At 61.5% G+C, this 24761-nt stretch carries 23 protein-coding genes; 9 read left to right on the top strand and 14 right to left on the bottom strand.

Annotation, left to right across the window (positions count from 1 at the left end):
• Positions 1-20 precede the first annotated feature (20 nt).
• Both gshB and ABWV64_RS05305 read left to right on the top strand, forming a co-directional pair.
• Positions 21-956, top strand: a complete 936-nt coding sequence (gshB, locus tag ABWV64_RS05310) for a glutathione synthase (RefSeq protein ID WP_353343227.1) — start codon at positions 21-23, stop codon at positions 954-956.
• Positions 953-1846 carry an alpha/beta hydrolase gene (locus ABWV64_RS05305; RefSeq protein ID WP_353343226.1) on the top strand — a complete coding sequence of 298 codons (894 nt, stop codon included), beginning with the start codon at positions 953-955 and terminating at the stop codon, positions 1844-1846. The genes gshB and ABWV64_RS05305 overlap by 4 nt, the downstream gene beginning before the upstream one ends.
• Here the strand turns inward: ABWV64_RS05305 and ABWV64_RS05300 are convergent.
• The 4 genes from ABWV64_RS05300 to cobU form a co-directional block, all read right to left on the bottom strand.
• Complete coding sequence (locus ABWV64_RS05300) at positions 1824-3341, bottom strand: YifB family Mg chelatase-like AAA ATPase (RefSeq protein ID WP_353343225.1); 1518 nt, start codon at positions 3339-3341, stop codon at positions 1824-1826. The two genes, ABWV64_RS05305 and ABWV64_RS05300, sit on opposite strands and share 23 nt — an antisense overlap.
• Positions 3342-3425: 84 nt before the next feature.
• The gene (locus ABWV64_RS05295; RefSeq protein ID WP_353343224.1) at positions 3426-4109 is read right to left on the bottom strand and encodes a glutathione S-transferase; all 684 of its coding nucleotides are present in this window, start codon (positions 4107-4109) and stop codon (positions 3426-3428) included.
• Positions 4110-4192: 83 nt separating this feature from the next.
• Positions 4193-4774: a histidine phosphatase family protein gene (locus ABWV64_RS05290; protein ID WP_353343223.1), complete on the bottom strand. Its 582-nt coding sequence runs from the start codon at positions 4772-4774 to the stop codon at positions 4193-4195.
• Positions 4771-5289, bottom strand: a complete 519-nt coding sequence (cobU, locus tag ABWV64_RS05285; protein ID WP_353343222.1) for a bifunctional adenosylcobinamide kinase/adenosylcobinamide-phosphate guanylyltransferase — start codon at positions 5287-5289, stop codon at positions 4771-4773. The genes ABWV64_RS05290 and cobU overlap by 4 nt, the downstream gene beginning before the upstream one ends.
• Positions 5290-5424: 135 nt before the next feature.
• Here cobU and ABWV64_RS05280 point away from each other — a divergent pair, with 135 nt between their 5' ends.
• The 5 genes from ABWV64_RS05280 to ABWV64_RS05260 all read left to right on the top strand — a co-directional run bounded on the left by ABWV64_RS05280 (position 5425) and on the right by ABWV64_RS05260 (position 11224).
• Positions 5425-6303 (top strand): RNA polymerase factor sigma-32, encoded by an 879-nt coding sequence (locus ABWV64_RS05280; protein ID WP_353343221.1) that lies wholly within the window; start codon positions 5425-5427, stop codon positions 6301-6303.
• A 136-nt stretch (positions 6304-6439) separates the two neighbouring features.
• Complete coding sequence (gene coaBC, locus ABWV64_RS05275) at positions 6440-7636, top strand: bifunctional phosphopantothenoylcysteine decarboxylase/phosphopantothenate--cysteine ligase CoaBC (protein WP_353343220.1); 1197 nt, start codon at positions 6440-6442, stop codon at positions 7634-7636.
• A 52-nt stretch (positions 7637-7688) separates the two neighbouring features.
• Positions 7689-8144 carry a dUTP diphosphatase gene (dut, locus tag ABWV64_RS05270; protein WP_353343219.1) on the top strand — a complete coding sequence of 152 codons (456 nt, stop codon included), beginning with the start codon at positions 7689-7691 and terminating at the stop codon, positions 8142-8144.
• Positions 8141-9190 carry a HesA/MoeB/ThiF family protein gene (locus ABWV64_RS05265; RefSeq protein ID WP_353343218.1) on the top strand — a complete coding sequence of 350 codons (1050 nt, stop codon included), beginning with the start codon at positions 8141-8143 and terminating at the stop codon, positions 9188-9190. Before dut ends, ABWV64_RS05265 begins: the two co-directional genes overlap by 4 nt.
• Positions 9191-9226: 36 nt before the next feature.
• Positions 9227-11224, top strand: coding sequence for a M3 family metallopeptidase (locus tag ABWV64_RS05260; protein WP_353343217.1), 1998 nt, complete (start codon positions 9227-9229; stop codon positions 11222-11224).
• Between the two features lie 65 nt (positions 11225-11289).
• On the opposite strand, the gene ABWV64_RS05255 is transcribed toward ABWV64_RS05260, so the two are convergent.
• The 5 genes from ABWV64_RS05255 to ABWV64_RS05235 form a co-directional block, all read right to left on the bottom strand.
• Positions 11290-12786: a phosphomannomutase/phosphoglucomutase gene (locus tag ABWV64_RS05255; RefSeq protein WP_353343216.1), complete on the bottom strand. Its 1497-nt coding sequence runs from the start codon at positions 12784-12786 to the stop codon at positions 11290-11292.
• A 58-nt stretch (positions 12787-12844) separates the two neighbouring features.
• Positions 12845-13678, bottom strand: a complete 834-nt coding sequence (gene kdsA / locus ABWV64_RS05250; RefSeq protein WP_353343215.1) for a 3-deoxy-8-phosphooctulonate synthase — start codon at positions 13676-13678, stop codon at positions 12845-12847.
• 1 nt (position 13679) lies between these two features.
• Positions 13680-15533 (bottom strand): KpsE/RkpR family capsule polysaccharide export protein, encoded by a 1854-nt coding sequence (locus tag ABWV64_RS05245; RefSeq protein WP_353343214.1) that lies wholly within the window; start codon positions 15531-15533, stop codon positions 13680-13682.
• Complete coding sequence (locus tag ABWV64_RS05240) at positions 15511-16170, bottom strand: ABC transporter ATP-binding protein (protein WP_353343213.1); 660 nt, start codon at positions 16168-16170, stop codon at positions 15511-15513. The genes ABWV64_RS05245 and ABWV64_RS05240 overlap by 23 nt, the downstream gene beginning before the upstream one ends.
• Positions 16171-16427: 257 nt before the next feature.
• Complete coding sequence (locus ABWV64_RS05235; RefSeq protein WP_353343212.1) at positions 16428-17675, bottom strand: Na+/H+ antiporter NhaA; 1248 nt, start codon at positions 17673-17675, stop codon at positions 16428-16430.
• A 165-nt stretch (positions 17676-17840) separates the two neighbouring features.
• On the opposite strand from ABWV64_RS05235, the gene ABWV64_RS05230 reads away from it, so the two are divergent.
• Together ABWV64_RS05230 and ABWV64_RS05225 are read left to right on the top strand one after the other, a co-directional pair.
• Positions 17841-18464: a uracil-DNA glycosylase family protein gene (locus tag ABWV64_RS05230; RefSeq protein WP_353343211.1), complete on the top strand. Its 624-nt coding sequence runs from the start codon at positions 17841-17843 to the stop codon at positions 18462-18464.
• Positions 18457-19260, top strand: coding sequence for an SseB family protein (locus ABWV64_RS05225; protein ID WP_353343210.1), 804 nt, complete (start codon positions 18457-18459; stop codon positions 19258-19260). Before ABWV64_RS05230 ends, ABWV64_RS05225 begins: the two co-directional genes overlap by 8 nt.
• A gap of 7 nt (positions 19261-19267) precedes the next feature.
• On the opposite strand, the gene ABWV64_RS05220 is transcribed toward ABWV64_RS05225, so the two are convergent.
• From ABWV64_RS05220 to mreC, 5 genes are read right to left on the bottom strand one after another with little or no spacing between them, the layout of a single operon-like run.
• Positions 19268-20200, bottom strand: coding sequence for a 2-hydroxyacid dehydrogenase (locus ABWV64_RS05220; protein ID WP_353343209.1), 933 nt, complete (start codon positions 20198-20200; stop codon positions 19268-19270).
• A gap of 25 nt (positions 20201-20225) precedes the next feature.
• The gene (gene rodA, locus ABWV64_RS05215; protein WP_353343208.1) at positions 20226-21365 is read right to left on the bottom strand and encodes a rod shape-determining protein RodA; all 1140 of its coding nucleotides are present in this window, start codon (positions 21363-21365) and stop codon (positions 20226-20228) included.
• Positions 21362-23305, bottom strand: coding sequence for a penicillin-binding protein 2 (gene mrdA, locus ABWV64_RS05210; RefSeq protein WP_353343207.1), 1944 nt, complete (start codon positions 23303-23305; stop codon positions 21362-21364). The genes rodA and mrdA overlap by 4 nt, the downstream gene beginning before the upstream one ends.
• On the bottom strand, positions 23302-23841 hold the full coding sequence (locus ABWV64_RS05205) for a rod shape-determining protein MreD (RefSeq protein WP_353343206.1): 540 nt from the start codon (positions 23839-23841) through the stop codon (positions 23302-23304). Before ABWV64_RS05205 ends, mrdA begins: the two co-directional genes overlap by 4 nt.
• Positions 23834-24739, bottom strand: coding sequence for a rod shape-determining protein MreC (gene mreC / locus ABWV64_RS05200; protein ID WP_353343205.1), 906 nt, complete (start codon positions 24737-24739; stop codon positions 23834-23836). The genes ABWV64_RS05205 and mreC overlap by 8 nt, the downstream gene beginning before the upstream one ends.
• Positions 24740-24761: the final 22 nt, after the last annotated feature.

Here is a 24761-nt window from a genome sequence, read left to right as displayed (position 1 = left end):
CACAGCTTGAGAGGCGCGCGATGAAGATTGCATTTCAAATGGACCCCATCGGTCCGATCAACATTAATGCCGATAGCACCTTCCGCATTGCCGAAGAGGCGCAGGCGCGCGGGCATGAGCTTTTTTACTACACGCCGGATTGCTTGGCTTACGAAGAGGGGCGGATCACCGCGCGGGGCTGGCCGCTTACGGTGCAGCGGGTTGAGGGAAACCATTTCTCGCTCGGTGCCGAGCAGGTGGTTGATCTGGCGGAGTTCGATGTCGTTTGGCTGCGCCAAGACCCGCCGTTTGACATGTTTTATATCACCACGACGCATCTGTTGGACCGGTTAAAAGACACCACGCTTGTGGTCAACGATCCGTTTTGGGTGCGCAATTACCCTGAAAAGCTTCTGGTTCTGGATTTTCCCGACCTGACCCCGCCGACGACCATTGCGCGCGATTTGCAGACCATTCGCGCGTTCAAGGAAAAGCACGGCGATATCATTCTCAAGCCGCTATATGGCAATGGCGGCGCGGGGGTTTTCCGGTTGACGCAAAGCGACCGCAACCTCGCGTCCTTGCACGAGCTGTTCACAGGTTTTTCGCGCGAGCCATTGATTGTCCAAAAGTTTCTGCCTGCGGTGTCCAAGGGCGACAAGCGGATCATCTTGGTCGGTGGGGCGCCGGTGGGTGCGATCAACCGTGTGCCCGCCGAAGGAGAAACGCGCTCGAACATGCATGTGGGCGGGCGGCCCGAGAAGATCGGCCTAACGGAGCGTGATCTCGAGATTTGCGCCGCGATTGGTCCGCTCTTGCGTGAAAAAGGTCAGGTCTTTGTCGGGATCGACGTGATCGGCGACTATCTGACAGAAATCAACGTGACCTCGCCGACCGGCATTCAGGAGTTGGAGCGGTTTGACGGCACGAATATCGCCGAGAAAATCTGGTTGGCGATTGAAGCCAAGCGCCAATGAGCCTGCGGCTGTGGCTATTGAACGGCGCTTTGCGCCTGTTCGAGCGCCGGTTTTTATCCCGCGTCAGTGATCCGGCCGAGGCGCGCTACGCCTTTGCGCGCAAAGCGCGGATCCTGTTTCGGCCGGATAGGTGCGTGCCGTTATCCCAAAACCGTATCGGCACTCTGGAGTGTCTTGACATCGGTCGCCAAGAGGCGGGCGTTTTGCTTTATTTTCATGGTGGTGCCTATATTTTTGGCGCCCCGCGCACCCATGCCGCGATGCTGGTCGAACTGTCGAAGATGACAAAGATGAGCGCCGTTTTGCCCGACTACCGGCTTGCGCCCGATGCGCCTTTTCCAGCGGCCTTTGACGATGCCGTGGCGAGCTATGAGGCATTGATCGCGCGGGGCGTTGCGCCAAATGATATTGTGATCGGCGGGGATAGCGCGGGGGGCGGTTTGGCCTTGGCGCTCTTGGCGCATATTTGCGCGACAGGCTTGCCGCAGCCGCGCGGATGTTTTGCGCTCTCGGCCTATACTGACATGTGCAACAGCGGCCCAAGCGTCATAAGCAATGCTGCTGCGGAGGTCATTTTGCCCGCCGCGCGAATGGATGAAATCGGGCAGATGTATTTACAAGGTCACGATGCCAGTGATCCACGCGCATCCCCTCTTTATGCTCATTTTTCAGGAGCTTGTCCTGTCTACTTGGCGGCGAGTACGGATGAAATTCTGCTGGACGATAGCCGCCGGATTGCGGCGCGGATGCGTGAGGCGGGCGTTGATGTCGATCTGCATCTGCGCGCAGGCATGCCCCATGTTTGGCAGATGTTTCATCGCTATTTGCCGCAGGCGCGCGACGATCTGGCGCATCTGTCCGGCTGGATCAAAACTCTTTCAGCGAGGTGAGGCGAAAGCTGATGGCCTCGGCGATATGCGGTTTGCGCACGCTCTCGCTTTGCGCAAGGTCCGCGATGGTGCGGGCCACGCGTAGCACGCGGTGATAGCCGCGGGCCGTCATGCCAAAACGCTGCGCCGCGCGGGTCAGGATGTCGCGTCCTTCGGGGTCGGGCGCGGCGATCTCTTCGAGAAGCTTTCCCTCCGCATCGGCGTTGAGGCGCGCGGTCGGGTGCGCGGCAAAACGTGCGTTTTGCACGGTGCGCGCGGCGGCGACGCGGGCGGCAATCGCGGCGCTGCTGTCGCCGGTGGCGGGCAGGTCGAGGTCCTGAAATGAGACAGGCGGCACCTCGATGCGCAGATCGAACCGATCCAAGAGCGGGCCGGAAATGCGGCCCATATACTCGTCGCCGCAGGCAGGGACGCGCGCGCAGGCGCGGGCGGGATCGGAAAAATATCCGCATTTGCAGGGGTTTGCAGCGGCGACCAGCAGAAATTTTGCCGGATATCTGACATGGGCATTGGCGCGGCTTACGGTCACCTCGCCGGTTTCAAGCGGTTGGCGCAGGGTTTCGAGCGCGCTGCGGGGAAATTCGGGGAATTCGTCCATGAAGAGTATTCCGTTGTGGGCAAGGCTGATTTCACCTGGACCGGCGCGGCGTCCGCCTCCGACCAAGGCGGCGGTCGAGGCGGTGTGATGCGGGTGTTGAAACGGGCGCGCGATGCGCAGCCCGCCCTCGGGCAGCACGCCAGCGACCGAATGGATGATCGAGGTTTCGAGCGCCTCGGCCGCATTCATCGTCGGCATAAGCGCGGGCAGGCGTGCGGCCAGCATCGATTTTCCAGATCCAGGGGTGCCGACCATGAGGATATGATGGCGCCCTGCGGCGGCGATTTCGAGCGCCCGTTTCGCGCGCTCTTGTCCTTTGACTTCGGCCATATCGTTTGCGGGCAGGGCGGGCGTGTCGATGCTGCGGGGCGCGGCAAGGTGCAAAGGGCTGCGCCCGTTGAAATGCGCAACGATGGCGGCCAGAGAGCGCGGCGCAAGCACCTGCGCATCACCCACCCATGCGGCTTCGGACCCGCAGGCGGCAGGGCAGATGAGAAGCCTGTCTTCGGCAGCCGCATGAAGAGCCGCAGGCAAGGCGCCGGTCACCGCAACAAGGCCGCCGTCGAGCGACAGCTCGCCCAAGGCAACCGCGCCTTCCACCGCGTCCTTGGGGATCACCTCAAGCGCCGCAAGCATGGCCAAGGCGATGGGCAGGTCAAAATGGCTGCCCGCCTTGGGAAGGTCGGCGGGCGAGAGATTGATCGTGATACGTTTGGAGGGCAGCGCGATGCCCATCGATGTGAGCGCCGCGCGCACGCGTTCGCGCGCTTCCGAGACGGCCTTGTCCGGCAATCCGACCACGGCGAGCGCGGGCATGCCGGCGCTGACGGCGCATTGCACCTCGACACTGCGCGCATCGACGCCGTCGAAGGCCACCGTATAGGCGCGTGTGGTCATGGGGTCTCCCGCGGTGAACCCGCCTCACAAAGCCGAGGCGTTTATCATGGTTAACGCGGGAGAGGTTTACGAAGTGTTAAGGGATCAGATGGGTTCCGGCCATGGCGAGGCCGTCAGGTTCTCGCCGTAAGGGTAGGGATCGTAGCGCGTTTTGAGCCCTTCGGCGCGCCATGCTTTGAAGGTCGGATCGGCGAGGTGGCGCGCGACATATGCGGCGGCTTCGGGGCCGACATCGAGACCGTAACCGGCGATGCGTGCGGCGACGGGCGCATAGAACACATCGGCCAGCGAATATGCCCCAAAAAGCCACGGCCCGTCCGGCGCATGGCTGCGCGCAAGGGCCCAAAGCTCTTGGATCCGCGCAAGATCGTCGCGTACGGCTTGGCTTGGCTCAAAGTCGCGATATTGATGCTCCAATTGCATGGGGCAGGCGCCGCGCAGGGCGGTAAAGCCCGCGTGCATTTCGGCGCAAAGCCATCGCGCATGGGCGCGCGCGGCGGGATCGGCGGGCCAAAGCCCCGCGTCGGGGTGCCGCTCGGCGAGGGTTTCGGCCATCGCAAGGCTCTCACCGATGATCACCCCCTCGGGTGTTTTGAGCGTCGGAACCAGCCGCGCAGGCGCGAGCGGGGCCATATCATCGGCCATTGTGCCGCCATAAAGTCCGATCATGTTTTCGGTATAGGGAAGCCCGAATTTTTCCAGCATCAACCAGCCGCGCAGCGACCAGCTCGAAAATGTGCGATCGCCGATATAAAGTGTGTAAGTCATGACCCTGCCTTGTGAAATCAATATGAGCCAAGGCTAGGCCAGCGCCCTGCGCAAGAGCAAATGAAATTGCGCGCTGAGCCGCATCACGGAATGTGATTGACCCGATGAGGGCGCCACGGGCCTGCGGGATCGCCGGTCCAGTGCAATTCGGTCACCGAGAGATTGTCGATTTTTTGGGCGAAAGCCTCGGAGGCGGTTTGCCCGCGGGCGGTTTGCACTTGGCTGAGGATCGCGCCGAAATGGGCGACGGCGATGATGTCACGGCCCGGATGGGCGGCGATCAGGCGCTGTGCGGCGGCGCTGACGCGGACGTGAAGATCGTTCCAGCTTTCGCCATCGGGGGCTTTCACATCGCCCGGCTCTTCCCAAAACCTTTTGATATGGGCGGGGTCATCAACCTCGTTGAACCGTTGCAATTCCCATGCGCCGAAATGGATTTCGCGCAGATCACGATCATGGGGCAGGCGCCTGCGCGCCCCTCCGATGGCCGTCGCCGTATCGACCGCGCGGATCAGATCGGAGGAGATCACCAAAGCATCTTGCGGCAAATGGGCGTCAACGCGGGCAATCAGGGCGGCGTCGCTCAGATCGGCTGGAATATCCGACCAACCGACCATGGAATTTGCATGTGTCGGCCCATGGCGGACCCAGAAAAACCGGCTCATGGCGCGGTCTTGAGGTGGAGCGGCAATCCGGCGGCGACGAGGGTCACCTGATCGCAGATTGCCGCCAGTTCGCGGTTGAGCCGCCCTTGGGCATTGGCAAAAGCCCGCGAAAGGCTGTCGCCCGCGATGCCGCCAAATCCGACCTCGTTAGAGACAATGACGACGGGCGTAGGGGCGGCCTCAAGCGCGTGGAGCAGGCGCGCGGTTTCGGCCTCGATCTCGCGGTTCGCCATCATCTGATTGCTCAGCCACATGGTGGCGCAATCGAGAAGCGCCGCGCTGCCTTCGGGCAACTCGCCCAAACTCGCGGCGGCTTCCAGCGGCGCCTCAATGGTGCGCCATTTTGCGCCGCGTTCTGTGCGGTGGCGCGCGATCTTGGTGCGCATTTCATCATCCAGCGCCTCGGCCGTGGCGATATAGTATGGCTCTAGCCCGCTGGAAAGAATGAGGTTTTCCGCAAAATCGGATTTCCCCGAGGCAACGCCCCCTAGGATCAAAGTCAGTTTTGGCAACATCCTCGCATCCTTTTTTTGAACCAAATGCCGTCTGGCGCGTAGTTCTTATGACCTCACAGGGCCGAGGGCGCAAGCGCGCCTAAGATGCTTTGAGGCGCCGACACGGATGGACGCACAGCGAACGGGGGCCGCAAAATGGCATTGGACGCACCACAGGATTTCACATTTTCGCGCCGCGCGATGAAGGCAGAGATGCTCGACGCGGAAACGGAATTGGCGCTGGCCTATGCATGGCGCGACGAGCGCGACGAGGCGGCGCTGCACCGGCTGATCACGGCCTATATGCGTTTGGCGATTTCTATGGCGGGCAAGTTTCGCCGTTACGGCGCGCCGATGAATGATCTGATCCAAGAGGCGGGGCTCGGGTTGATGAAGGCGGCCGATAAATTCGACCCTGATCGGGGCGTGCGGTTTTCGACCTATGCCGTGTGGTGGATCAAGGCCTCGATCCAAGAATACGTCATGCGCAATTGGTCGATGGTGCGCACCGGCAGCACCTCTTCGCAAAAATCGCTGTTTTTCAACATGCGCCGCGTGCGTGCGCAGATCGAGCGCGAAGCCATGGCGCAGGGCGAGACGCTTGACGGCTATCAGTTGCGCAAAATGATTGCCCATGAAATCGGCGTGCCGCTGCGTGATGTGGAGATGATGGAAGGGCGCCTGTCCGGCTCTGATTTCTCGCTCAATGCGACGCAATCGGCCGAAGACGAGGGGCGCGAATGGATCGACGCGCTGGAAGATGACGGTGCGCAGGCCGAGCAGATCGTCGAGCAAGACCACGACCGCGCGGCCCTGCGCGCATGGCTCGTCGAGGCGATGGATAGGCTCAATGCGCGCGAGCGGCTGATCATTCGCGAGCGCAAGCTGCGCGACGATCCGCGCACGTTGGAAAGTCTTGGCCAAGAGTTGAACCTGTCCAAAGAGCGGGTGCGGCAATTGGAGGTCGCAGCCTTTGCCAAAATGCGAAAGAGCCTCGAAAGCCACGGGCGCGAGGTTCTGGAGCTTTTGGGGTGATGTGATCCCATGACGTGTCGGGGCCGCGATATTTGCGGGTCTTATTGTGCTTTGCCTTGCTCTTGCCCCTTGGCGGCCAACTGCCTAGTGTCGGCGGGGTCGGCGCGCCGCGCGCGCATCAGGGGAGAGACGCCAAATGCTGGCATCCAAACGCATTTTGCTCATCATCGGCGGCGGGATCGCGGCTTATAAATCCTTGGATTTGATCCGGCGGCTCAAAGGATTGGGCGCCGAGGTCACGCCCGTTTTGACGCGCGCTGCAGAAGAATTTGTCACGCCCTTGTCGGTGGCGGCTTTGGCGGGTGCGCCGGTGCACCGCGATCTCTTTGATCTGACCACCGAAGCCGAGATGGGCCATATCCAATTGTCGCGCAGCGCCGATTTGATCGTGGTGGCCCCCGCAACGGCGGATCTGATGGCCAAGATGGCACAGGGCCATGCCAATGATCTGGCCTCGACGCTTTTGCTGGCGACCGACACGCCGGTGCTTATCGCGCCTGCGATGAATGTGCGCATGTGGGAGCATCCGGCCACGCAGCGCAATATTGCGCAACTCAAATCCGATGGCATTCGCTTTGTCGGCCCCGATGCGGGCGAAATGGCCTGCGGCGAATTCGGCGCGGGGCGTATGGCCGAGGTGCCCGATATTTTGATGGCGGCCGAGACCTATTTCGAAGCGGGGGTCTTGCAAGGCAAGCGCATCATTGTGACCTCTGGTCCGACCCATGAACCCATTGATCCGGTGAGATATATTGCCAATCGCTCGTCCGGTGCGCAGGGCACGGCGATTGCTGCGGCGCTGGCGGCTTTGGGGGCCGAGGTGGTGTTTGTGACGGGCCCCGCCGATGTGCCGCCGCCGCCGCATGTCGAGGTGGTGCGGGTCGAAACTGCGGCGCAAATGAAAGAGGCGGTCGAGAGCGCCTTGCCCGCCGATGCGGCAGTGTTTGCGGCCGCTGTGGCCGACTGGCGCGTGGCCTCGGCTTCGGCCTCGAAAATCAAGAAAAAAGACGGCGCTTTGCCGGTTTTGGAATTTTCCGAGAACCCCGATATCCTCGCGGGGGTGAGCCAGATGGCGCAGGGGCGTCCGAAACTGGTCGTCGGTTTTGCCGCCGAGACCGATGATGTGGTCGCCCATGCAACGGCGAAACGGGAGCGTAAAGGATGCGATTGGATCGTGGCCAATGACGTGCGCCCCGAAACCGGCATCATGGGCGGCAGCGAAAATGCCGTGGTCTTGATTTCCGGCGACGGCGCCGAAAGCTGGCCGCGTATGGGCAAGGGGGCGGTGGCAGAGAAGCTGGCCGCGCGTATTGCCGAGGCTTTGGTGCAATAGATTTCGCGCCCTTGGCGGGCATAGTGGAAGACAGCAAAAAGAGGCGGGCGCGATGATCACCGTGAAGCTGAAATGGGCAGAGGCGGCGGACCGCTCGCAGCCTTTGCCGCGCTATGAAAGCGCGCAGGCGGCGGGTGCGGACCTGCGCGCGAACTTCCCTGACCGGACGGGGATTTCATTGGCGCCAGGCGCACGGGCCTTGATCCCGACGGGGCTGCATCTGGAGGTTCCTGCGGGATATGAGGTGCAATTGCGCCCGCGCTCGGGGCTTGCTCTCAAGCATGGGATCACCTTGCCCAATAGCCCTGGCACGATTGACAGCGATTATCGCGGTCCCTTGGGGGTGATTTTGCTCAATGCGGGGCAGGAATTGTTTTACGTGGCGCATGGCGAGCGGATCGCACAAATGATCGTTGCGCCGGTGTTGCAGGCGCGCTTCGAGATCGCCGAAGCCTTGAGCGAGACCGCGCGCGGCGCGGGCGGGTTCGGGTCGACGGGGCGCGAATGATCACGGTTATTGCCATGGCAGGTGCGCTTTGGGGGATCGGGGCGCTGATGGGCGCGCCGCGTTCCTTGCGATGGGGCATGATCGCGGCGCTTTGGGCGGCGGTGGTGTTGATGCATCTGGTCTTGCCCCAAGGCGCGGCGCTGCGCATGCAAACGGGCGGATCGGTTGCGCCGTGGTTGCTACTTGGCGGGTTTGGCGTTCTGGTCGCGGGCTACGGGCGCGTCATTGCCGCGTTGAAAGCACGGGCGCGGGGCGCGGATACGGATGCTGTGGATAAGCCGTTGTTCAGCCAGACAGAATTGGAACGCTATGCCCGCCATATCGTGTTGCGCGAGCTTGGCGGTCAGGGGCAGCGCGCGCTCAAGGAGGCGCGGGTTTTGGTGATCGGGGCGGGGGGGCTTGGCTCGCCCGCTTTGATGTATCTGGCGGCGGCGGGTGTCGGGACCATCGGCGTGATTGATGCCGATGTGGTGGAGAACTCCAATCTGCAACGGCAGGTCATCCACCCCGACGCCAATATCGACATGCCCAAGGTGTTTTCGGCGCAGCGGGCGATGCAGGCGCAGAACCCCTTTATCACCGTGCGGCCCTATCAGCGGCGGTTTGACGAGGGCTTTGCCGAAACGCTGGGCGAGTATGATCTGATCCTCGACGGCACCGATAATTTCGAGACGCGCTATGCGGCGAACCGCATGGCAGTTGCGGCGGGCATCCCGTTGATTTCAGGCGCCTTGTCGCAATGGGAGGGGCAGCTTTCGGTGTTCGATCCGCAAAGCGGCGGGCCGTGTTATCAATGCATCTTCCCCGAAGCGCCCGCGGCGGGGCTGGCGCCGTCTTGCGCCGAGGCGGGGGTCGCGGCGCCGCTTCCGGGGGTGATCGGGGCGATGATGGCGATGGAAGCGGTCAAAGTGATCACCGGCGCGGGATCGGCTTTGCGCGCGCAGATGCTCATTTACGACGCGCTTTATGGCGAAAGCCGCAAGATCGCGCTCAAACCGTGCGGCGATTGTCCGGTGTGCGGCGGCAAAGGCTCTGGAAACTCCTGAGGCGCGGGCATAGCTTGGGCGCAAAGGAGAGCCGCCATGACCAACCCGCTTTTGACCCGATGGACCAGCCGTTTCGAGATGGCCCCGTTTGATGCGATTTCGGATGCGGATTTCGAACCCGCATTTGCCGAAGCCTTGGCCAGCCATGAGGCCGAGATCGAGGCCATCGCACAAAACGGCGCGGCGCCCGATTTTGACAATACCATCGGGGCGCTGGAGGCGGCGGGCAAGGATCTGGATCGGGTTCTGTCGGTGTTTTTCACGGTTGCGGGGGCCGATAGCAACGCCGAGCGCGAGGCGTTGCAGCGCAAGTTTTCCCCTGCTCTGGCCGATCACGCCTCGAAAATTTCGTCAAACAAGGCGCTTTTTGCGCGGGTCGAGGCGCTTTGGGACGGGCGCGACGCCTTGCCGCTGAGTGATGAGCAGGCGCGGGTTTTGATGCTGACCCATCGCAGCTTTGTGCGCTCGGGCGCGGCGCTTGAAGGGGCGGCGGATAAGCGGATGCAGGCGATCAAATCGCGCTTGGCGGTTCTGGGCACCGAGTTTACGCAAAATCTATTGGCCGATGAGCGCGAATGGAAAATGGAATTGGCCGAGGCCGATTTGGAGGGGCTACCGCAGTTTTTGATCGATGCGGCCCGCGCGGCGGGGGCGGAGGCGAATACAGGGCCGGTGATCACCCTGTCGCGGTCCTTGGCCACGCCGTTTTTGGCCAGTTCGCCGCGCCGCGATCTGCGCGAAAAGGTCTGGCGGGCCTTTACGGCGCGCGGGGCCGCGAAGAACCCCGAGATCGCCAAGGAAATCCTTGCCCTGCGCCATGAGCGGGCGCAGCTTTTGGGCTATGACAGCTTTGCCGATTACAAGCTCGAGACCGAAATGGCCAAGACGCCCGAGGCGGTGCGCGAGTTGTTGATGGCGGTATGGGCACCGGCCAAAGCGCGCGCCGAGGCGGATGCGCAAAAGCTTGAGGCGATGCTACATCGCGACGGGCTGAACGGTGATCTGGAGCCGTGGGATTGGCATTACTATGCCGAGAAGATGCGCGCCGAGGCGTTTGATTTTGACGAGGCGGCGCTCAAACCTTACCTGCAACTCGACAAGATGATCGAGGCTTCTTTTGCTTGCGCGACGCGGCTTTTCGGGCTGGAGTTCACGCCGCTCGACGTGCCGCTTTACCACCGCGATTGCCGCGCATGGGAAGTTACCCGAGATGGCGCGCATGTGGCTGTTTTCATTGGCGATTACTTCGCGCGCGGCTCCAAACGGTCGGGGGCGTGGTGCTCTGCCATGCGCAGTCAGGCCAAGCATCCGCAGGTGCAAAGCCCCGTGGTGATCAACGTGTGCAATTTCGCCAAGGGCGATCCGGCGCTGCTTTCTTATGACGATGCGCGCACGCTGTTTCACGAGTTCGGCCATGCGCTGCACCAGATGCTGTCAAATGTGACATATGAAAGCATTTCGGGCACCTCGGTGGCGCGCGATTTCGTTGAATTGCCCAGCCAGCTTTATGAACATTGGCTCGAAGTGCCGCAGGTTCTGGCCGAGTTTGCGATCCATGCCGAAACCGGCGAGGCGATGCCGCAGGAGATGTTGGAAAAACTGCTGGCGGCTGCGAATTTCGGGCAAGGCTTTGCCACGGTCGAATATGTCGCCTCGGCTTTGGTCGATCTGGAGTTTCACCAAGGCACGCCGCCCAGTGATCCGATGGCACGGCAGGCGCAGATTTTGGAGAGCATCGGCATGCCGCGTGCCATTGCCATGCGTCACGCCACGCCGCAGTTCGCCCATGTGTTTTCGGGCGACGGATATTCGAGCGGTTACTACAGCTATATGTGGTCCGAGGTGATGGATGCGGATGCGTTTGAAGCCTTCGAGGAAAAGGGCGATGCCTTTGACCCTGATCTCGCAAGGGCGCTCGAAGAGCATATCCTGTCCAAAGGCGGGTCCGAGGATGCAGGCGCGCTTTACGAGGCCTTCCGCGGGCGGCTTCCAGGTGTTGAGGCTTTGCTCAAGGGGCGCGGGTTGGCGGCCTAGGTCTGGCCTGCCCCATGGAAAAGCGGGGCCCGAACCACAGGCGCGGTTCGGGCCAGCATGCTGATTTAGAACGTCTGGTCGTAATCGCCGACCGAGGGTTCGGTACGGATCACATCATCGACCTCTTTGAAGATCGCGCGCAGTTCCGCGTCGCTGACCGAGCTTTCGCAGACCACGACCAGATTGGGCGTGTTCGATGAGGCGCGCACGAGGCCCCAAGAGCCATTGTCGAGGATCACGCGGGCGCCGTTGACGGTGACCACCTCTTTGATGGCACGGCCTGCGAATGTATCGCCTGCGTCGGCTTTGGCGACCAGTTTGGCGACCAAGCGTTCGAGCACCTCGTATTTTTCGAGGTCCGAGCAATAGGGCGACATGGTCGGCGTTGAATAGGTCACCGGCAGGGCTTTGCGCAGGTCCGACATTTTCATATCGGGGTTGCGGTCCATCAATTTACAAATCTCGACCGCGACCCGCATGCCGTCGTCATATCCGCGGCCCACAGGTTCGGCCATGAAGTAGTGGCCCGATTTCTCGAAGCCCGCCAAAGCGCCAAGCTCATGCACGCGGCGTTTCATATGGCTATGGCCGGTTTTCCAGTAATCCGCCTTAACGCCATTGGCGATAAGCTCGGGATCAGAGGCAAACAGGCCTGTGGATTTCACATCCGCGACAAAGGTCGAGTTGGGGTAAATCTTTGACAGATCACGGGCCATGATGACGCCGACCTTATCGGCGAAAATCTCTTCGCCTTCGTCATCCACCACGCCGCAGCGGTCGCCATCGCCGTCAAAACCAAGCGCGAAATCCGCGCCCGAGGCTTTGACCGAGGCGCTCATGTCATGGAGCATTTCCATCGCTTCGGGGTTGGGGTTGTAGTGAGGGAAAGTGTAGTCGAGCGCATTGTGGCTCTCGACGACTTCGACGCCGATCCGTTCAAAGAGTTTGGGCCCATAGGCCGAGGCCGTGCCGTTGCCCGTCGCGCAAACGACCTTGAGCTTGCGGGTCATTTTGAAATCGCCCACGAGGTCGTCCATATAGGCGTCGAACACGCCGTCGACGAATTCGTATTTGCCGCCGTCACGGGCCACGCCCTTGTCATTGAGCACGATGTCTTTGAGCTCATTCATCTCGTCGGGGCCGTGGGTGAGCGGCATGTCAAAGCCCATTTTCACGCCCGTCCAACCGTTGGGATTGTGCGAGGCCGTGACCATCGCCACGCCGGGCACGCCCAAATGGAACGAGCTGAAATAGGCCATCGGCGTGATGCAAGGGCCGATGTCTTTGACGGTGACGCCTGCTTGCACAAGGCCAAGGATCAGCGCGTTCTTGATGGTCAGCGAATAGTCGCGGTAATCGTTTCCGACCGCGATCACGGGCTCGATCCCGCGCAGGTGCATTTGCGTGCCGATGCCGAGACCCAGCGCCGTCATGCCAGGCAGGTTGATCTCTTCGGGGTATTTCCAGCGGGCGTCATATTCACGAAATCCGGTCGGGGTGATCATCGGATCGCGCAGGAATTCCCAAGTGTTGGGGGCGACGGTGGGCAATGGTTTGGTCACGGGATCAATCTCTCTTTGGTCAGGTCTTGACGAAAATCATAGCGTGGAATGGGCGGGGTTAAAGCTTGAGCGGGTGCGCTTTGGCCAAATGGTCGAATTCCATAAGCGTTTGCACCAGATCGGGCATTTGATCGAGCGGGATCATGTTGGGCCCGTCCGAGGGGGCGGTATCGGGGGCCTCATGAGTTTCGATAAACACCGCAGCGACGCCAATGGCGACAGCAGCGCGGGCCATAACGGGGGCAAATTCGCGTTGCCCGCCCGATGATCCGCCCATCCCGCCAGGTTGCTGCACCGAATGGGTGGCATCCATCACAACGGGGTATCCGGTCGCGGCCATTTGCGGCAGGGCGCGCATATCGGCGACCAGCGTGTTGTAGCCAAATGAGGTGCCGCGCTCGGTCAGCAAAATGCGGGTGTTGCCGGTGCTCTCGATTTTGGCGACGACATTGGCCATGTCCCAAGGGGCGAGGAACTGCCCCTTTTTGACGTTGATCACCGCGCCGGTTTTGCCCGCCGCGATCAACAGATCGGTTTGGCGGCACAAGAAGGCGGGGATTTGCAAGACATCGCACACCTCGGCCACGGGGGTGCATTGCGCCTCATTGTGGATATCGGTCAGAACCGGCACGCCAAGCTCGGCCTTTACGGCCTCCATCACACGCAGGCCCTCGTCGATGCCAAGGCCGCGTTTGCCCGTGACGGAGGTGCGGTTGGCCTTGTCAAAACTGCCCTTGAAAATGAATTGCGCCTTTGCAGCGGCGCAGGCCTTTTGCATGGCGCTGGCGATCATCAAGGCATGATCGAGGCTTTCAAGCTGGCACGGGCCGGCAATCACGGTGAGCGGGCGGGTTTGACCAACGGTCAAAGCCCCGATTTTTACGTCCGTCATGTTACGAGGATACCTGTTCTCTGAGGATCGAAGAAGTCAGGGAGACCATCAGATAGATGCCCGAAAAGATCAAGAAGGCGAGAACGGTATTCTCAAATCCCTTGGGGTAGGAGGGGTCTTCGGGGGCGACGGGGCGCACCGATGTGGTGAGATAGCGCACCTGACGGTTGGCCTCCAAAGCGGTTTGTTTTTCGTTCTGTAGCGCCGATTGCAAGAACAGGTCGGCAGTGGCCAGATCGGCCTGCGCCATCTGGATTTGCGCGGCTTTTTCGGCCAGCGAGCTTTCGCCGGTCGTCGCATCGGTCATCTTTGCGCGCAATTCATTGAGCAGCGCTTGCAAGCGGCGCACATCGCCGCGTGCGCCTTCGACCTTGGCGCTGTTGGGGCGCGCATTGTCGAGCATCGCGGCCAGTTGAAGCTCTTTTTCCTGCAACTGGATCTCGACATTGTTGATCTGCCCGCGCAGCGCCGTGATGATGCCTTCGGGATCGATGAAGGTGCCCTCTTGCAGGCGCACAAGGCGCTCTTGGGCTTCGCGGCGCTCTTGTTTGGCGCGCTCAAGGCTTTCGGCGGCGGTGGTCATACCGTCTTCGCGTTTGCGGCGCGACAGATCGTCAACGCGCTCTTCGGCATATTCGATCAGATGCTCGGAAAAGACCGCCGCGACTTGCGGCTCGGCGGCGGTGACTTCCATGCGCAGCACGCCTTCGGTCGGATCGTAGCCGATTTTTACGTTCTTTTTGAAGATCTTATAGGCATCCTCGATCGAGGCGTCGGGATCAAGCCGTTGGATCGCGTCGATGTAGTCTTTTTGGAAATGACTGCGAAAGCCGACGTCGCCATCAAGGCGTAGCATCGCATCCTTGGATTGCAGGTAGGATTGCACCGCGATGCTGTCTTGCGAGGTGGCAAATTGCGTGCCGGACAAAAGTCCGCCCAAACCGCCGCCGCCTTGGTTGTCGGCTTGCAGGATCAAAAATTCGGATTTGGCCGAATACATCGGTGTTGCCACGGCAAAGAAATAATAGGCGGCCATGATGGTGGGCAAGAAGACAAAAGCCGACAGACGGGCCAGCAAAAGCATGGATTTCTTGCGGCGACGTTTTGCCAGATCGCGCTGGATTTGCGCGATCTCGATAGCGCGGCGGTCGGCGGGGCTCATATCCGTGGCGGGCAGGTTCTGGCTTGCGCTCATCGCTTGCGGCAGTTGGTTGCGCGCCGGTTGCGTGGCGGGTAGGCCGCCGCGGCCAGTGGTGGCGGGTGGGCCGTCCCCGGCCGCCTCCGTGTCTGGCAATGCGCCTTGGGCGTCGGGGTGGCTGGCGTCTTGGGGGATCACCAGTTCGAGCATATTGGCGCGTTGGAACGGATCGATGCCCTTGGCGCGCAAAAGCCGCACGGCGTCAAAATCCGAAGTCGGCGCAAGGCCGTTCTTTTGCGCGACACGGCGGGCCATGCGCAATTGCCGCCCCGTCAGGCCTTCCTTGCGGATATGGTCGATATCGAGGCTGGTGTTGTGTTCGCGCGCCGACGACACGTCGCCCTCGCGCGCGGGTGCTTGCGCGGGGCGCGGCGTTGCGGCGCCTTGGGGCGGGGCGGCGGCTGGGCGCGGTTGCGGGGCCGCTTCGGCCTGCGCGGGTCTTGCGTCTTGCGCGGTCGGCGCGCGCGCGCCGGTTGCTTCGGGGCGCAGCGGCGGCGCGGTTTGTTGATTGCGCGGTGTGCCCATACCCTCGGGGCGCGCGGGTGCGGGCGCAGCGCCTTGCGGGGCTGCGTTTTGTGCAGGGGCTGCGGGCTGTCCTTCGGTCAAAGGCGCGGCGCGGCGGATGCGGAATTTTCTAGCTTTGGGTTTCGTAGTCATAGAGCTGTTTCGCTTCTTCCAAGCTATCGAACATATAAATTTGCCCGCCCATCAGGACCGCTGCCGAATTGGCAAAGCGTTCCAGTGTTTTGGGCTGGTGTGAGACGATCACCACGGTGGTGGTGCGCAGGCGTTCCTTGAGAATCTCGCCGGCTTTGCGGTTGAATTCCACATCGGTGGACGAGGGCATGCCCTCGTCAATGAGGTAGATATCGAAGTCGAGCGCCAGCATCAGCGCAAAGGAAAAGCGCGCGCGCATCCCTTGGCTATAGGTGCCGAGCGGTTGGTCGAAATACTCGCCAAGATCGCACATCCAGCGGCAGAAGGCTTCGACATAATCAGGGTCCAACCCGTATAGGCGGGCGATATAGCGGCTGTTTTCAAAGGCGGAGTGTTTGGACACGACCCCGCCCATAAATCCCAAGGGGAAGGAAATGCGGCAATCGCGGCGCACTTCGCCCTCGTCGGGTTTTTCCAGCCCCGCCATCATATTGATCAGCGTGGTTTTACCGGTGCCATTGGGCGCGAGAATCCCGAGCGATCTGCCAAGCTCAACCTTGAACGACACGCGGTCAAGGATCACCTTGCGCTGCGTGCCGGTCCAAAAGGACTTGCTGACATTCTCGAACTCGAGCATTTCTCGCTCCGGTTGCTGCTCACCCTTCTGTTCTAGAAGGGCATTATTAACTTTGTGTTTGTGGGCTTTGGGATCAAGGACATGGTTGATGCCATGGCCGCCTGATGATCACTTTGCCCCTCTTGCCGACATATTATGCCGGATCAGGAAACAATAAAACATCTCACTGGGGCCAAAATATGGCACCGGATACGAAAAAACCGGCCCGCGAGGGGGCCGGTTTTGTTGAGCTTTGCTGGCAATTTAGCGCCCTTGCCTTAAATCTGCCGCTTCTCGACGCGGCAGACCAGACCGGCAACAATCGAAATACCGGCGGCGGCGAAGCTAAAGAGCGCGCCCATTTTGGCCGCATCCTGCACCGGTCCGGCGTCAAAGGCGACGGATGCGATGAAGAGCGAGACGGTGAAACCGATCGCGGCCACGCAGCCGATGACAAACAAATCGATGATCCGCATGCCCTGCGGCAAGCCAAGGCGCAAGACGCGCGCGCCGATATAGCCAAAGATCAAGATGCCCAAAGGTTTGCCGATGATCAAACCGCCCAGCACAAGCCAAGTCGGCTCGCTGATGGCGGAGAACTCGACGCCTGCATTGACCAAGCCGAAGAAGAACAAGATGATCTCGACCGGATGTTTGAGCAGATGCTCGATGTGATTCAAAAGGTCGGTCAGATATTGCTCTGCCTCCGAGAAGATCCCGAACGCGCGGTCCGCATGGGGGATTGTCGGCACGATGGGCAAAAGGCCAAGAGCGGGGTGAATGCCCGAGCGCATAAAGCCGTACCAGCTGATACAGGCGGCGATCGCATAGGGCCAAAACCCGAGCTTGTTGCGCATCCATGTCGAATTCGGGCGCATCTGGTTGCCGCGGTCCAAACGGCGCGGCAGCCAGTTGGCCAAGACATAAACCGCCACCGCTGCGGCCAAGGACAGGCCGAGCCATTGCGGCGCAAGATCGCCGGAGGGATAGAAAATCGCCAAGATGATCAGGCCCGCCGCGTCATCGGCGATGGCCAACAAAAGCAAGAAGCGCACCGCAGGGTGCCCCGCGCCAAAGACAATCCGCCCCACCAGATAGGAAAAAGCGATATCCGTCGCGGTCGGGATCGCCCAACCGTTGGAGACGTTGCTATAGGTGTCGGGCCAGATGAACAGCGCCATGCCAAGGTAAATCGCAATCGGTCCGACCATGCCGCCGAGCGTTGCAAACAAGGGCGTTGCCGCCTTTTTGCCGCGCAGCGAGCCGTTCTTGAGGATGATGGCTTCCCAGACTTCCTTGGCGGCGATGGCAAAGAACAGCGCCATCAACACGTCGTTGATAAGGTAATGCAGCGTCAGCGTGCGGTGCCCGTCATGCGGATGCCCGATGGGCGCGTGATCCCAGATCACGAACTCGACGAAATGGTGATAGCTTTCGGCGTTCACATTGGCCCAGACCAAAGCAGTCAGCGCGCCGATGATCAGCAAAAGGGAATAGTTGGTAAGGAAGTTCCAGACGCGATACATATCAAGGGGCCTGTTTTGTTGTTCGTGCCCTGCGCAATTAGGACATTTGCCGCCAAGGGGCAAGCGAAGGGCGGCAAAAACGGCAGATGTGCATGTGCTGCGCATGTCATGATGCGCGCATACTGTGCGGATTGGCGCGGATGGGGGGCAGGCGAGGGGTCTCATATGAATGAGCGAAGTGATGAAGATATTCCGCAAGTGGCAGAGGCGCTTTGCGCGCGTATCAAGGCCTGCCGGATTTGCGCCGCACGCTTTGCCGCGACGAAAACCGCGCATATCCCGCGCCCAGTGCCGTGGTTTTGCGCATCGGCGCGGATTTTGATCGCGGGGCAGGCGCCGGGAATGCGGGTGCATCAATCGGGCATTCCTTTTGATGATGCCTCGGGCGAGCGGCTGCGCGACTGGCTCGGGCTGGATCGCGACATGTTTTATGACCGCGCCCGCATCGCGGTGGTGCCGCAGGCCTTTTGCTTTCCTGGATATTCGGCGAAGGGCGCGGATTTGCCGCCGCCGCCGGTCTGCGCGCAAACATGGGGGGCGCAGGTGCGCGCGGCCTTGCCGAATATTGCGCTGACGGTCTTGGTCGGCGGGGCGGCGATGCGCAATTATCTGGGCGGCAAAGCCTCGGTCACGGCGACGGTGGCGGATTGGCGCGCGCATGCGCCGCGCATCTTCCCCTTGCCTCACCCGTCGTGGCGCAATACCGCTTGGCTCAAACGCAACCCGTGGTTCGCGGCACAGCTCTTGCCCGAATTGCGCCAACAGGTTGAAAAGGTGTTCAATGACTGACCCCGCCCCGACGCTTACCCCGCTTGATGGCGCCCATGCCGCGATGGAGGCCGCGCCCGACGATGATGCCGCCCGATTGCGGTTTTTCGAGAGGCTGGCCGACAGCGAGCTGTTCTTGCTGCTCACCAAAGAGCCGCAGGGAGAGAACATCGAGCCGGAACTCTTTGAATTGTCAGACCATTCCTTTGTTTTGCTGTTCGACCGCGAAGAGCGTTTGACCGGTTTCACGGGCCGCCCTGCGCCCTATGCGGCGCTGTCGGGGCGCGTGGTTGCGGGGCTTTTGGCGGGCCAAGGCATCGGGCTTGGCGTCAATCTGGAGGTGGCGCCTTCGTCGATTCTGATCCCGCCCGAGGCGGTGGATTGGTTGGTGGATACGCTCGGCAATGCGCCGCAAGAGGCCGAAGAAAAGATCGCCGAATTTACTCCGCCCAAGGGATTGCCCGAGGCTTTGCTTGGCGCGATTGACGCCAAATTGGCCAGCGCGGTCGGCATGGCGCGGATGGCCTATCTGGTCGGTGTGCGATTTGAAAGCGGCGGGCAGGGGCATATGCTCGGCTTCGTCGACGCATTGCCCCATGCCGAAAGCGCGCTGGCCAAAGCCGCCGCCGAGGCCTTGACCTTTTCGGGGATCGAGGCGGGGGCAATGGATGTTGCGTTCTTCCGCGCCTCGGATGCGGCGGCAGGGAAACTGGCCAAGGTGGGATTGCGGTTCGATCTGCCGCAGCCCGACGAGAGCCTCGCCGCCCCGCGCCCCGCGCCTGGATCGGACCCGAGCAAACCGCCGATCCTGCGCTAGGCCCGTCTCAATACCCGCGCGCCGCATCCACCAGATGAAGCATCTCTTCGCCCGCTTCACTACGGCGGATGTTTTCGGCCACGACCTGCGCCGCCGTCTCGGGCCGCGTTTCCGAGGCGATATGCGGCGTGACGGTGATATTGGGATGCGCCCAAAACGGATGGGCCTGCGGCAAGGGCTCGGCGCGAAACACATCCAAAGTGGCATGGCCGATTTGCCCCTCATCCAGCGCCGCAATCAACGCCTCGTCGTCGATCAATGGCCCGCGTCCTGGGTTGATGATCACCGCGCCGCGCGCCATTTGCGCCATCGATTGCGCGTTTATGACGTTTTCGGTCGCAGCGGTTTTCGGGAGCAAAAGTACCACAATCTCAGCGCCTTGCAGGGCGCTTTTCAACCCCTCGTCGCCGTGATGACAGGTGATCCCCGCGATGGATTTGGGCGAACGGCTCCACCCGTGCACCTCAAATCCGAGCGCCGCGAGCGCCTCGCCCACGGCTTGCCCCAAGGCGCCCAAGCCCAAAACGGTGACCTTCCGGCTCCATGCCAGCGGCGGCACTTTGGGATCCCATATCGGTTCGTTGCGGGTGATCTGCGCATCCATTCCCAGATGATGGCGCAGCACATGCCCCGTGCACCATTCCACCATGCCTTGCGTCAACCCCGTATCGACCAATCGCGCCAGAGGGACGCGCAGCGTCGGGTTGCCCGCTACATGTTCGACCCCTGCCGAAAGGGTTTGCACGGCCCTCAGGCGGGGGAAGGCGGCGTAGTCTTGCGGTGCGTCTTTCACGCTGATCAACAGATAGCGCGCCTCTTGTGGGTCCACTTGCGGGCCGATCTCGGCCTCGACACCCGCCGCGGCAAGGGCGGTTTTGAGATGGGTCTCATAGCTGTCCCAAAGACCGGCGCGGCCTGCGAAAAGGACTTTAACAGTCATGGGTAAGCCTTTGTGTTTGGGCCGGTTATCGCGGCCTGTGGACATGGGCGCTTTGGATCAATCCAAAGGCCACCATCAAGACCAACATGGCCGAGCCGCCATAGCTGACCAGCGGCAGCGGCACGCCGACGACAGGCGCAAGCCCCATCACCATCGACATGTTCACGGCAAAAAAGAAAAAGAATGTCGACGCAAGGCCGAAGGTCATCAAAGAGGAAAACCGGTCCTTGTTGGAGAGCGCCGAGGCGAAGCAGAACACGATAATGAGCGCATAAAGCCCCAGAAGCGTCACCCCGCCGACGAAACCGAATTCTTCGGCCAGAGTGGTGAAAATGAAATCGGTGTGCTTTTCCGGCAGGAAGTTCAACCGGCTTTGCGTGCCTTGCATAAACCCGCGCCCCGTCCATCCGCCCGACCCGAGCGCGATCTTGGATTGGGTGATGTGATAGCCCGCGCCAAGCGGATCGGTGGAAGGGTCCAAAAACGTGTCGATCCGCCTGTATTGGTAATCTTTGAGCAATTGCCACGGCGTGCCGCGCGATTTGAATACGGCTGTGACAAGCCCGACGCCCGTAGCCAATACGGCGGCGAAATAGGACCAATGCACACCGGCCATAAACATCACCACCGCCCCCGACGCGATCAGCAAAAGCGAGGTGCCAAGGTCGGGTTGCTTGAGGACCAAAAACGTCGGCACCAAAATGATCAGCGCGGGCACAATCACCCAAACCGGATGCGAGACACGTTTTGTCGGCAGCCAGTCGTAATAGGAGGCCAGCAGCAACACCAGCGTGACTTTCATCAACTCCGAAGGTTGCAAACGCATGAAGCCAAGGTCGATCCAGCGCTGCGCGCCCATGCCGACCGTGCCGAAAAATTCGACTGCGATCAGAAGGATAAGCGAGACGAGATAGGCAGCACCAGCGGTATTGCGCCAAAACCACGCGGGCACCATGCCGACGATAAACATGATCGCAAGACCAAGGCCAAAGCGCTTCATCTGCGCCTCCGACCACGGGTCAAACCCGCCACCCGCGACCGAGTAGAGCATCAAGAAACCGGCGCTGGCCACGGCGATGAGCAGCAAGGTCAAAGGCCAGTTGAAATAGAGAAATTTGCGCAGCCCCGTGGGCGCGGATTTGACCGAATACTCAAGATAGCTCATGCGCGTCCGCTCCCGTCGGTGTCGGGGGCGGGGCGGGCTTGGCGCAGACGTTTTTGCTGCGCGGCGATGCGGCCTCGGTCTTTGGCCGGATAGGCCGACAGGGGCGGGTCTTCGCCGTAGAGGGCTTGCAAGGTGATGTCGCGGGCGATGGGCGCGGCTGCGGTCGATCCGCCGCCGCCATGTTCGACCACGACCGCCACCGCGACCTTGGGATTGTCATAGGGCGCAAAATCGACAAACAGCGCGTGATCGCGCCGCTCCCACGGCAGATCGCGGTTCGAGCGCACGCCCGAGCGTCGCTCGGCGGCGGTGATGTTGCGCACTTGGCTGGTGCCGGTTTTTCCCGCCATTTCCATGCCCTTGGCGGTGATGCGGCTCCCAAAGGCCGTGCCGCGCCGGTTGTTGGAAACATCGAACATCGCCTTGCGCACATGGCGCAGGTTGTTTTCATTCAGCCCGAGGCTTTCGCCCGCCGCAAAGGAGGTTTCGACCCCGTCGACGGATTTGACCAGACGCGGCACCAAGGCGCGCCCCGTGGCAATCCGCGCGCTCATCACCGCCAGCTGCAGCGGCGAGGCCAGAACAAACCCTTGCCCGATCGAGGCATTGACGCTGTCGCCGATCACCCATTCCTTGCCAAAGCTTTGTTCTTTCCACGCTTTGGTCGGGGCGCGGCCCGTGGCCACGGCGCTCATCGGGATGTCGAATTTCTGGCCGATGCCAAGACGCATCGCCATGGCCGAGATTTTCTCGATCCCGACCTCCAGCGCGAGGTTATAATAATAGACATCACAGCTTTCGCGCAGCGAGGAGGCGAGGTTTACGTGCCCGTGGCCCGCGCGTTTCCAGCAGTGGAATTTATGACCGGCCACCTCAAGATGCCCGCCGCAATATTCGGTGTCGAGCGGCGTGATGATGCCCTCTTCCAATCCGGCCAGAGCCGTCACCATTTTGAACGTCGAGCCAGGCGGATAAAGGCCCTGCACGGATTTGGTGGCAAGCGGGCGATAGGTGTTTTCGGTCAGGGCGCGGTAGTCGGTGGTCGAGATGCCGCGCACGAATAAATTCGGATCAAAACTGGGCGCAGAGGCGATGGCCAGAAGATCGCCGCTCTCGCAATCCATCACCACCGCCGCCGCGCTTTCCTCGCCCAAACGGGCTTGGCAATAGTTTTGTAGCATGTGGTCGATGGTCAGTTGGAAGTCCTTGCCCGCGCGGCCTTCCTTGCGGTCCAATTCGCGCATCTCGCGGCCTGCGGCATTGACCTCGACCTGTTTGATACCGGCCTTGCCACGCAGGTCTTCTTCGTGTTTGGCCTCCATGCCGATTTTGCCGATCTGGAAACGCGGGGTTAGCAACAGCTGGTCGGGATTGTCGATTTTCGACAGGTCATAATCGCTGACCGGACCGACGTAGCCGACCACATGCGCCATGTCCTGACCCAAAGGATAGTGCCGCGACAGGCCGACTTCGGGCGTCACACCAGGCAGGGCGGGGGCGTTGACCGCGACGCGCGACATGGCCTCCCAAGAGACGCGATCCGCGATTGTCACCTGCGTGTCGCCGCGCAATGATCGAAGCTCGCTTAAGGCGCGCTCCATCTCAGTGGGATCAAGCTCGATAAGCTGCGCCAGCCGCCCGAGCACGGCCTCGACGTCGCCCGCGTCCTCGCGCACCATGGTGATGCGGTAAGAGGGGGCGTTTTCGGCCAAAATCCTGCCGTTGCGGTCGAATATCTGTCCGCGCGAGGGCGGGATCAGGCTGATTTTGATGCGGTTCTCTTCGGCCAGAAGCCGGAATTTGTCGGCCTCTTCCACCTGCAGATGCCGCATCCTGAGCGCCAGCGCCCCCATGAACGCGGCCTGAGCGCCGCCCAAAATAAGCCCGCGGCGCGTCACCTTGCGCGCGGTTTCGAGGCTATCGCGGTTGTTGCGTTTCATAGCCTTTGTCCTAACGCGTTCACCTCGGCGAGCGAAGGCCGCCGCACGCCAAATAGCGTGATCGTGATCAAAACCGCGAGCGGATAGCACAAGAGCGTCATGATCAACTGGATCAAGGTCAGGCCCAAAGGCGCCTGATCCACCAGCAACAGCGCGAGGATCACACGATAGCTCAGCGCCAGCACGATCAAGGCGGTTGCAACGCTCACCCATTCCACCGCGAAGCTCTGATCGCGCAAGGAGACGGCGCGCGCGCGCAGCCCTTGGACCGTGAGCACCATCAAGGCGGCCCATAATCCTGGCGGGCGTTGATAGAGCAGATCGGCCAAAAGCGCGACGGCCGCAATCGCCAGAACGGGCGTGTATTCAGGCCGGCGCAGCACCCAAGCACAGGTAAAACCGGCCAGAAGATCGGGCCCAGCCCACGCGCGCGGAACGGTTTCAAACGGCATAAGATTGAAGAATATCAATAGAATACATAGCGCCAGATAGGCCGCCCGCATGGACCAAAGCCGCCAAAATGGATGTTCACCCATCGCGGTTTTCCTTTGGCGCGGCGCTCAGGGGGAGAGGGGAGCCATTGGTGACGGGGCGCCCTGGATCGCTGATCTGCTCGGCGCCGTGATCACGCAAAACGCGCAGGAATTCGAGCCGCTCGTAATCAGCGGCAAGGCGCACGCGCAGCCGCCCGCCCGGGTCTTTTGCGACCTGCCCGATCAGCAATCCCGGCGGAAATACCCCGCCATCGCCTGAGGTCACCACCCGATCGCCCGGGCGGACAAGATCGGCATCCTCCAAAAAGGCGATGGGCGGCGCGGCGGTGTTGTCGCCGCCGATCATCCCTCTTTGCCCCGAGGGTTGGATCGTGACGGGCACGCGGCTCGACGTATCGGTGAGCAAGATCACCCGCGAGGTATGTTGTCCGACGCCAGAGATTCGCCCGACAAGCCCCAGCCCGTCCATCGCCGCCCATCCGTCGATGATTCCGTCGCGCGCGCCCACATTGAGCAGCACCGATTGCCGGAACGGCGAGCCGCTGTCGGCCATCACAACGCCGGTGATATAGGTCAGTTGCGGATCAAGCCGCACATTGTTCAAATCCAAAAGCCGCGCGTTTTCCTGCTCAAGCTGAAGCGCCGCCTCCTTCCAGGCCTTCATCTGTTGAAGCTCGCGGCGAAGCTCGCCGTTTTGCTCGACAATACGTTGATAACTTTGGAAATTTCTCAGCAGGTTCACCGCGCCGGTGACCGGAGCCATGGTCCAGTCAAAGCTGGGCATAACGCGGTCGATCACCTGCGAGCGAAACCGTTCGACGCGCGGGCTGTCGATGCGCCAGACGAGGAAAATCCCCAAGAGCAACAGAAGCAGAAGCCCGACAAGCATACGCTTGAGCGGACCGGAATATTCTTCGCCTTGATTGCGATCCCGTGCCATGGGGCATGGACCTCGTGGGGTT

Source organism: Litorivita sp. NS0012-18 (assembly GCF_040371945.1).
Classification (GTDB): domain Bacteria; phylum Pseudomonadota; class Alphaproteobacteria; order Rhodobacterales; family Rhodobacteraceae; genus Litorivita.
This window is presented reverse-complemented; position numbering and strand designations above follow the sequence as displayed.

What these genes read in the sequence shown, in the direction of transcription:
- ABWV64_RS05240 (WP_353343213.1), bottom strand. Translation starts at nt 16,170, where the DNA reads ATGCTCGAGTTCGAGAATGTCAGCAAGTCCTTTTGGACCGGCACGCAG.
- ABWV64_RS05300 (WP_353343225.1), bottom strand. Translation starts at nt 3,341, where the DNA reads ATGACCACACGCGCCTATACGGTGGCCTTCGACGGCGTCGATGCGCGC.
- mrdA (WP_353343207.1), bottom strand. Translation starts at nt 23,305, where the DNA reads ATGAAACGCAACAACCGCGATAGCCTCGAAACCGCGCGCAAGGTGACG.
- ABWV64_RS05260 (WP_353343217.1), top strand. Translation starts at nt 9,227, where the DNA reads ATGACCAACCCGCTTTTGACCCGATGGACCAGCCGTTTCGAGATGGCC.
- ABWV64_RS05225 (WP_353343210.1), top strand. Translation starts at nt 18,457, where the DNA reads ATGACTGACCCCGCCCCGACGCTTACCCCGCTTGATGGCGCCCATGCC.
- ABWV64_RS05295 (WP_353343224.1), bottom strand. Translation starts at nt 4,109, where the DNA reads ATGACTTACACACTTTATATCGGCGATCGCACATTTTCGAGCTGGTCG.
- kdsA (WP_353343215.1), bottom strand. Translation starts at nt 13,678, where the DNA reads ATGACGGACGTAAAAATCGGGGCTTTGACCGTTGGTCAAACCCGCCCG.
- ABWV64_RS05235 (WP_353343212.1), bottom strand. Translation starts at nt 17,675, where the DNA reads ATGTATCGCGTCTGGAACTTCCTTACCAACTATTCCCTTTTGCTGATC.
- ABWV64_RS05290 (WP_353343223.1), bottom strand. Translation starts at nt 4,774, where the DNA reads ATGAGCCGGTTTTTCTGGGTCCGCCATGGGCCGACACATGCAAATTCC.
- dut (WP_353343219.1), top strand. Translation starts at nt 7,689, where the DNA reads ATGATCACCGTGAAGCTGAAATGGGCAGAGGCGGCGGACCGCTCGCAG.
- mreC (WP_353343205.1), bottom strand. Translation starts at nt 24,739, where the DNA reads ATGGCACGGGATCGCAATCAAGGCGAAGAATATTCCGGTCCGCTCAAG.
- ABWV64_RS05220 (WP_353343209.1), bottom strand. Translation starts at nt 20,200, where the DNA reads ATGACTGTTAAAGTCCTTTTCGCAGGCCGCGCCGGTCTTTGGGACAGC.
- ABWV64_RS05280 (WP_353343221.1), top strand. Translation starts at nt 5,425, where the DNA reads ATGGCATTGGACGCACCACAGGATTTCACATTTTCGCGCCGCGCGATG.
- ABWV64_RS05205 (WP_353343206.1), bottom strand. Translation starts at nt 23,841, where the DNA reads ATGGGTGAACATCCATTTTGGCGGCTTTGGTCCATGCGGGCGGCCTAT.
- ABWV64_RS05230 (WP_353343211.1), top strand. Translation starts at nt 17,841, where the DNA reads ATGAATGAGCGAAGTGATGAAGATATTCCGCAAGTGGCAGAGGCGCTT.
- ABWV64_RS05265 (WP_353343218.1), top strand. Translation starts at nt 8,141, where the DNA reads ATGATCACGGTTATTGCCATGGCAGGTGCGCTTTGGGGGATCGGGGCG.
- ABWV64_RS05305 (WP_353343226.1), top strand. Translation starts at nt 953, where the DNA reads ATGAGCCTGCGGCTGTGGCTATTGAACGGCGCTTTGCGCCTGTTCGAG.
- cobU (WP_353343222.1), bottom strand. Translation starts at nt 5,289, where the DNA reads ATGTTGCCAAAACTGACTTTGATCCTAGGGGGCGTTGCCTCGGGGAAA.
- coaBC (WP_353343220.1), top strand. Translation starts at nt 6,440, where the DNA reads ATGCTGGCATCCAAACGCATTTTGCTCATCATCGGCGGCGGGATCGCG.
- rodA (WP_353343208.1), bottom strand. Translation starts at nt 21,365, where the DNA reads ATGAGCTATCTTGAGTATTCGGTCAAATCCGCGCCCACGGGGCTGCGC.
- gshB (WP_353343227.1), top strand. Translation starts at nt 21, where the DNA reads ATGAAGATTGCATTTCAAATGGACCCCATCGGTCCGATCAACATTAAT.
- ABWV64_RS05245 (WP_353343214.1), bottom strand. Translation starts at nt 15,533, where the DNA reads ATGACTACGAAACCCAAAGCTAGAAAATTCCGCATCCGCCGCGCCGCG.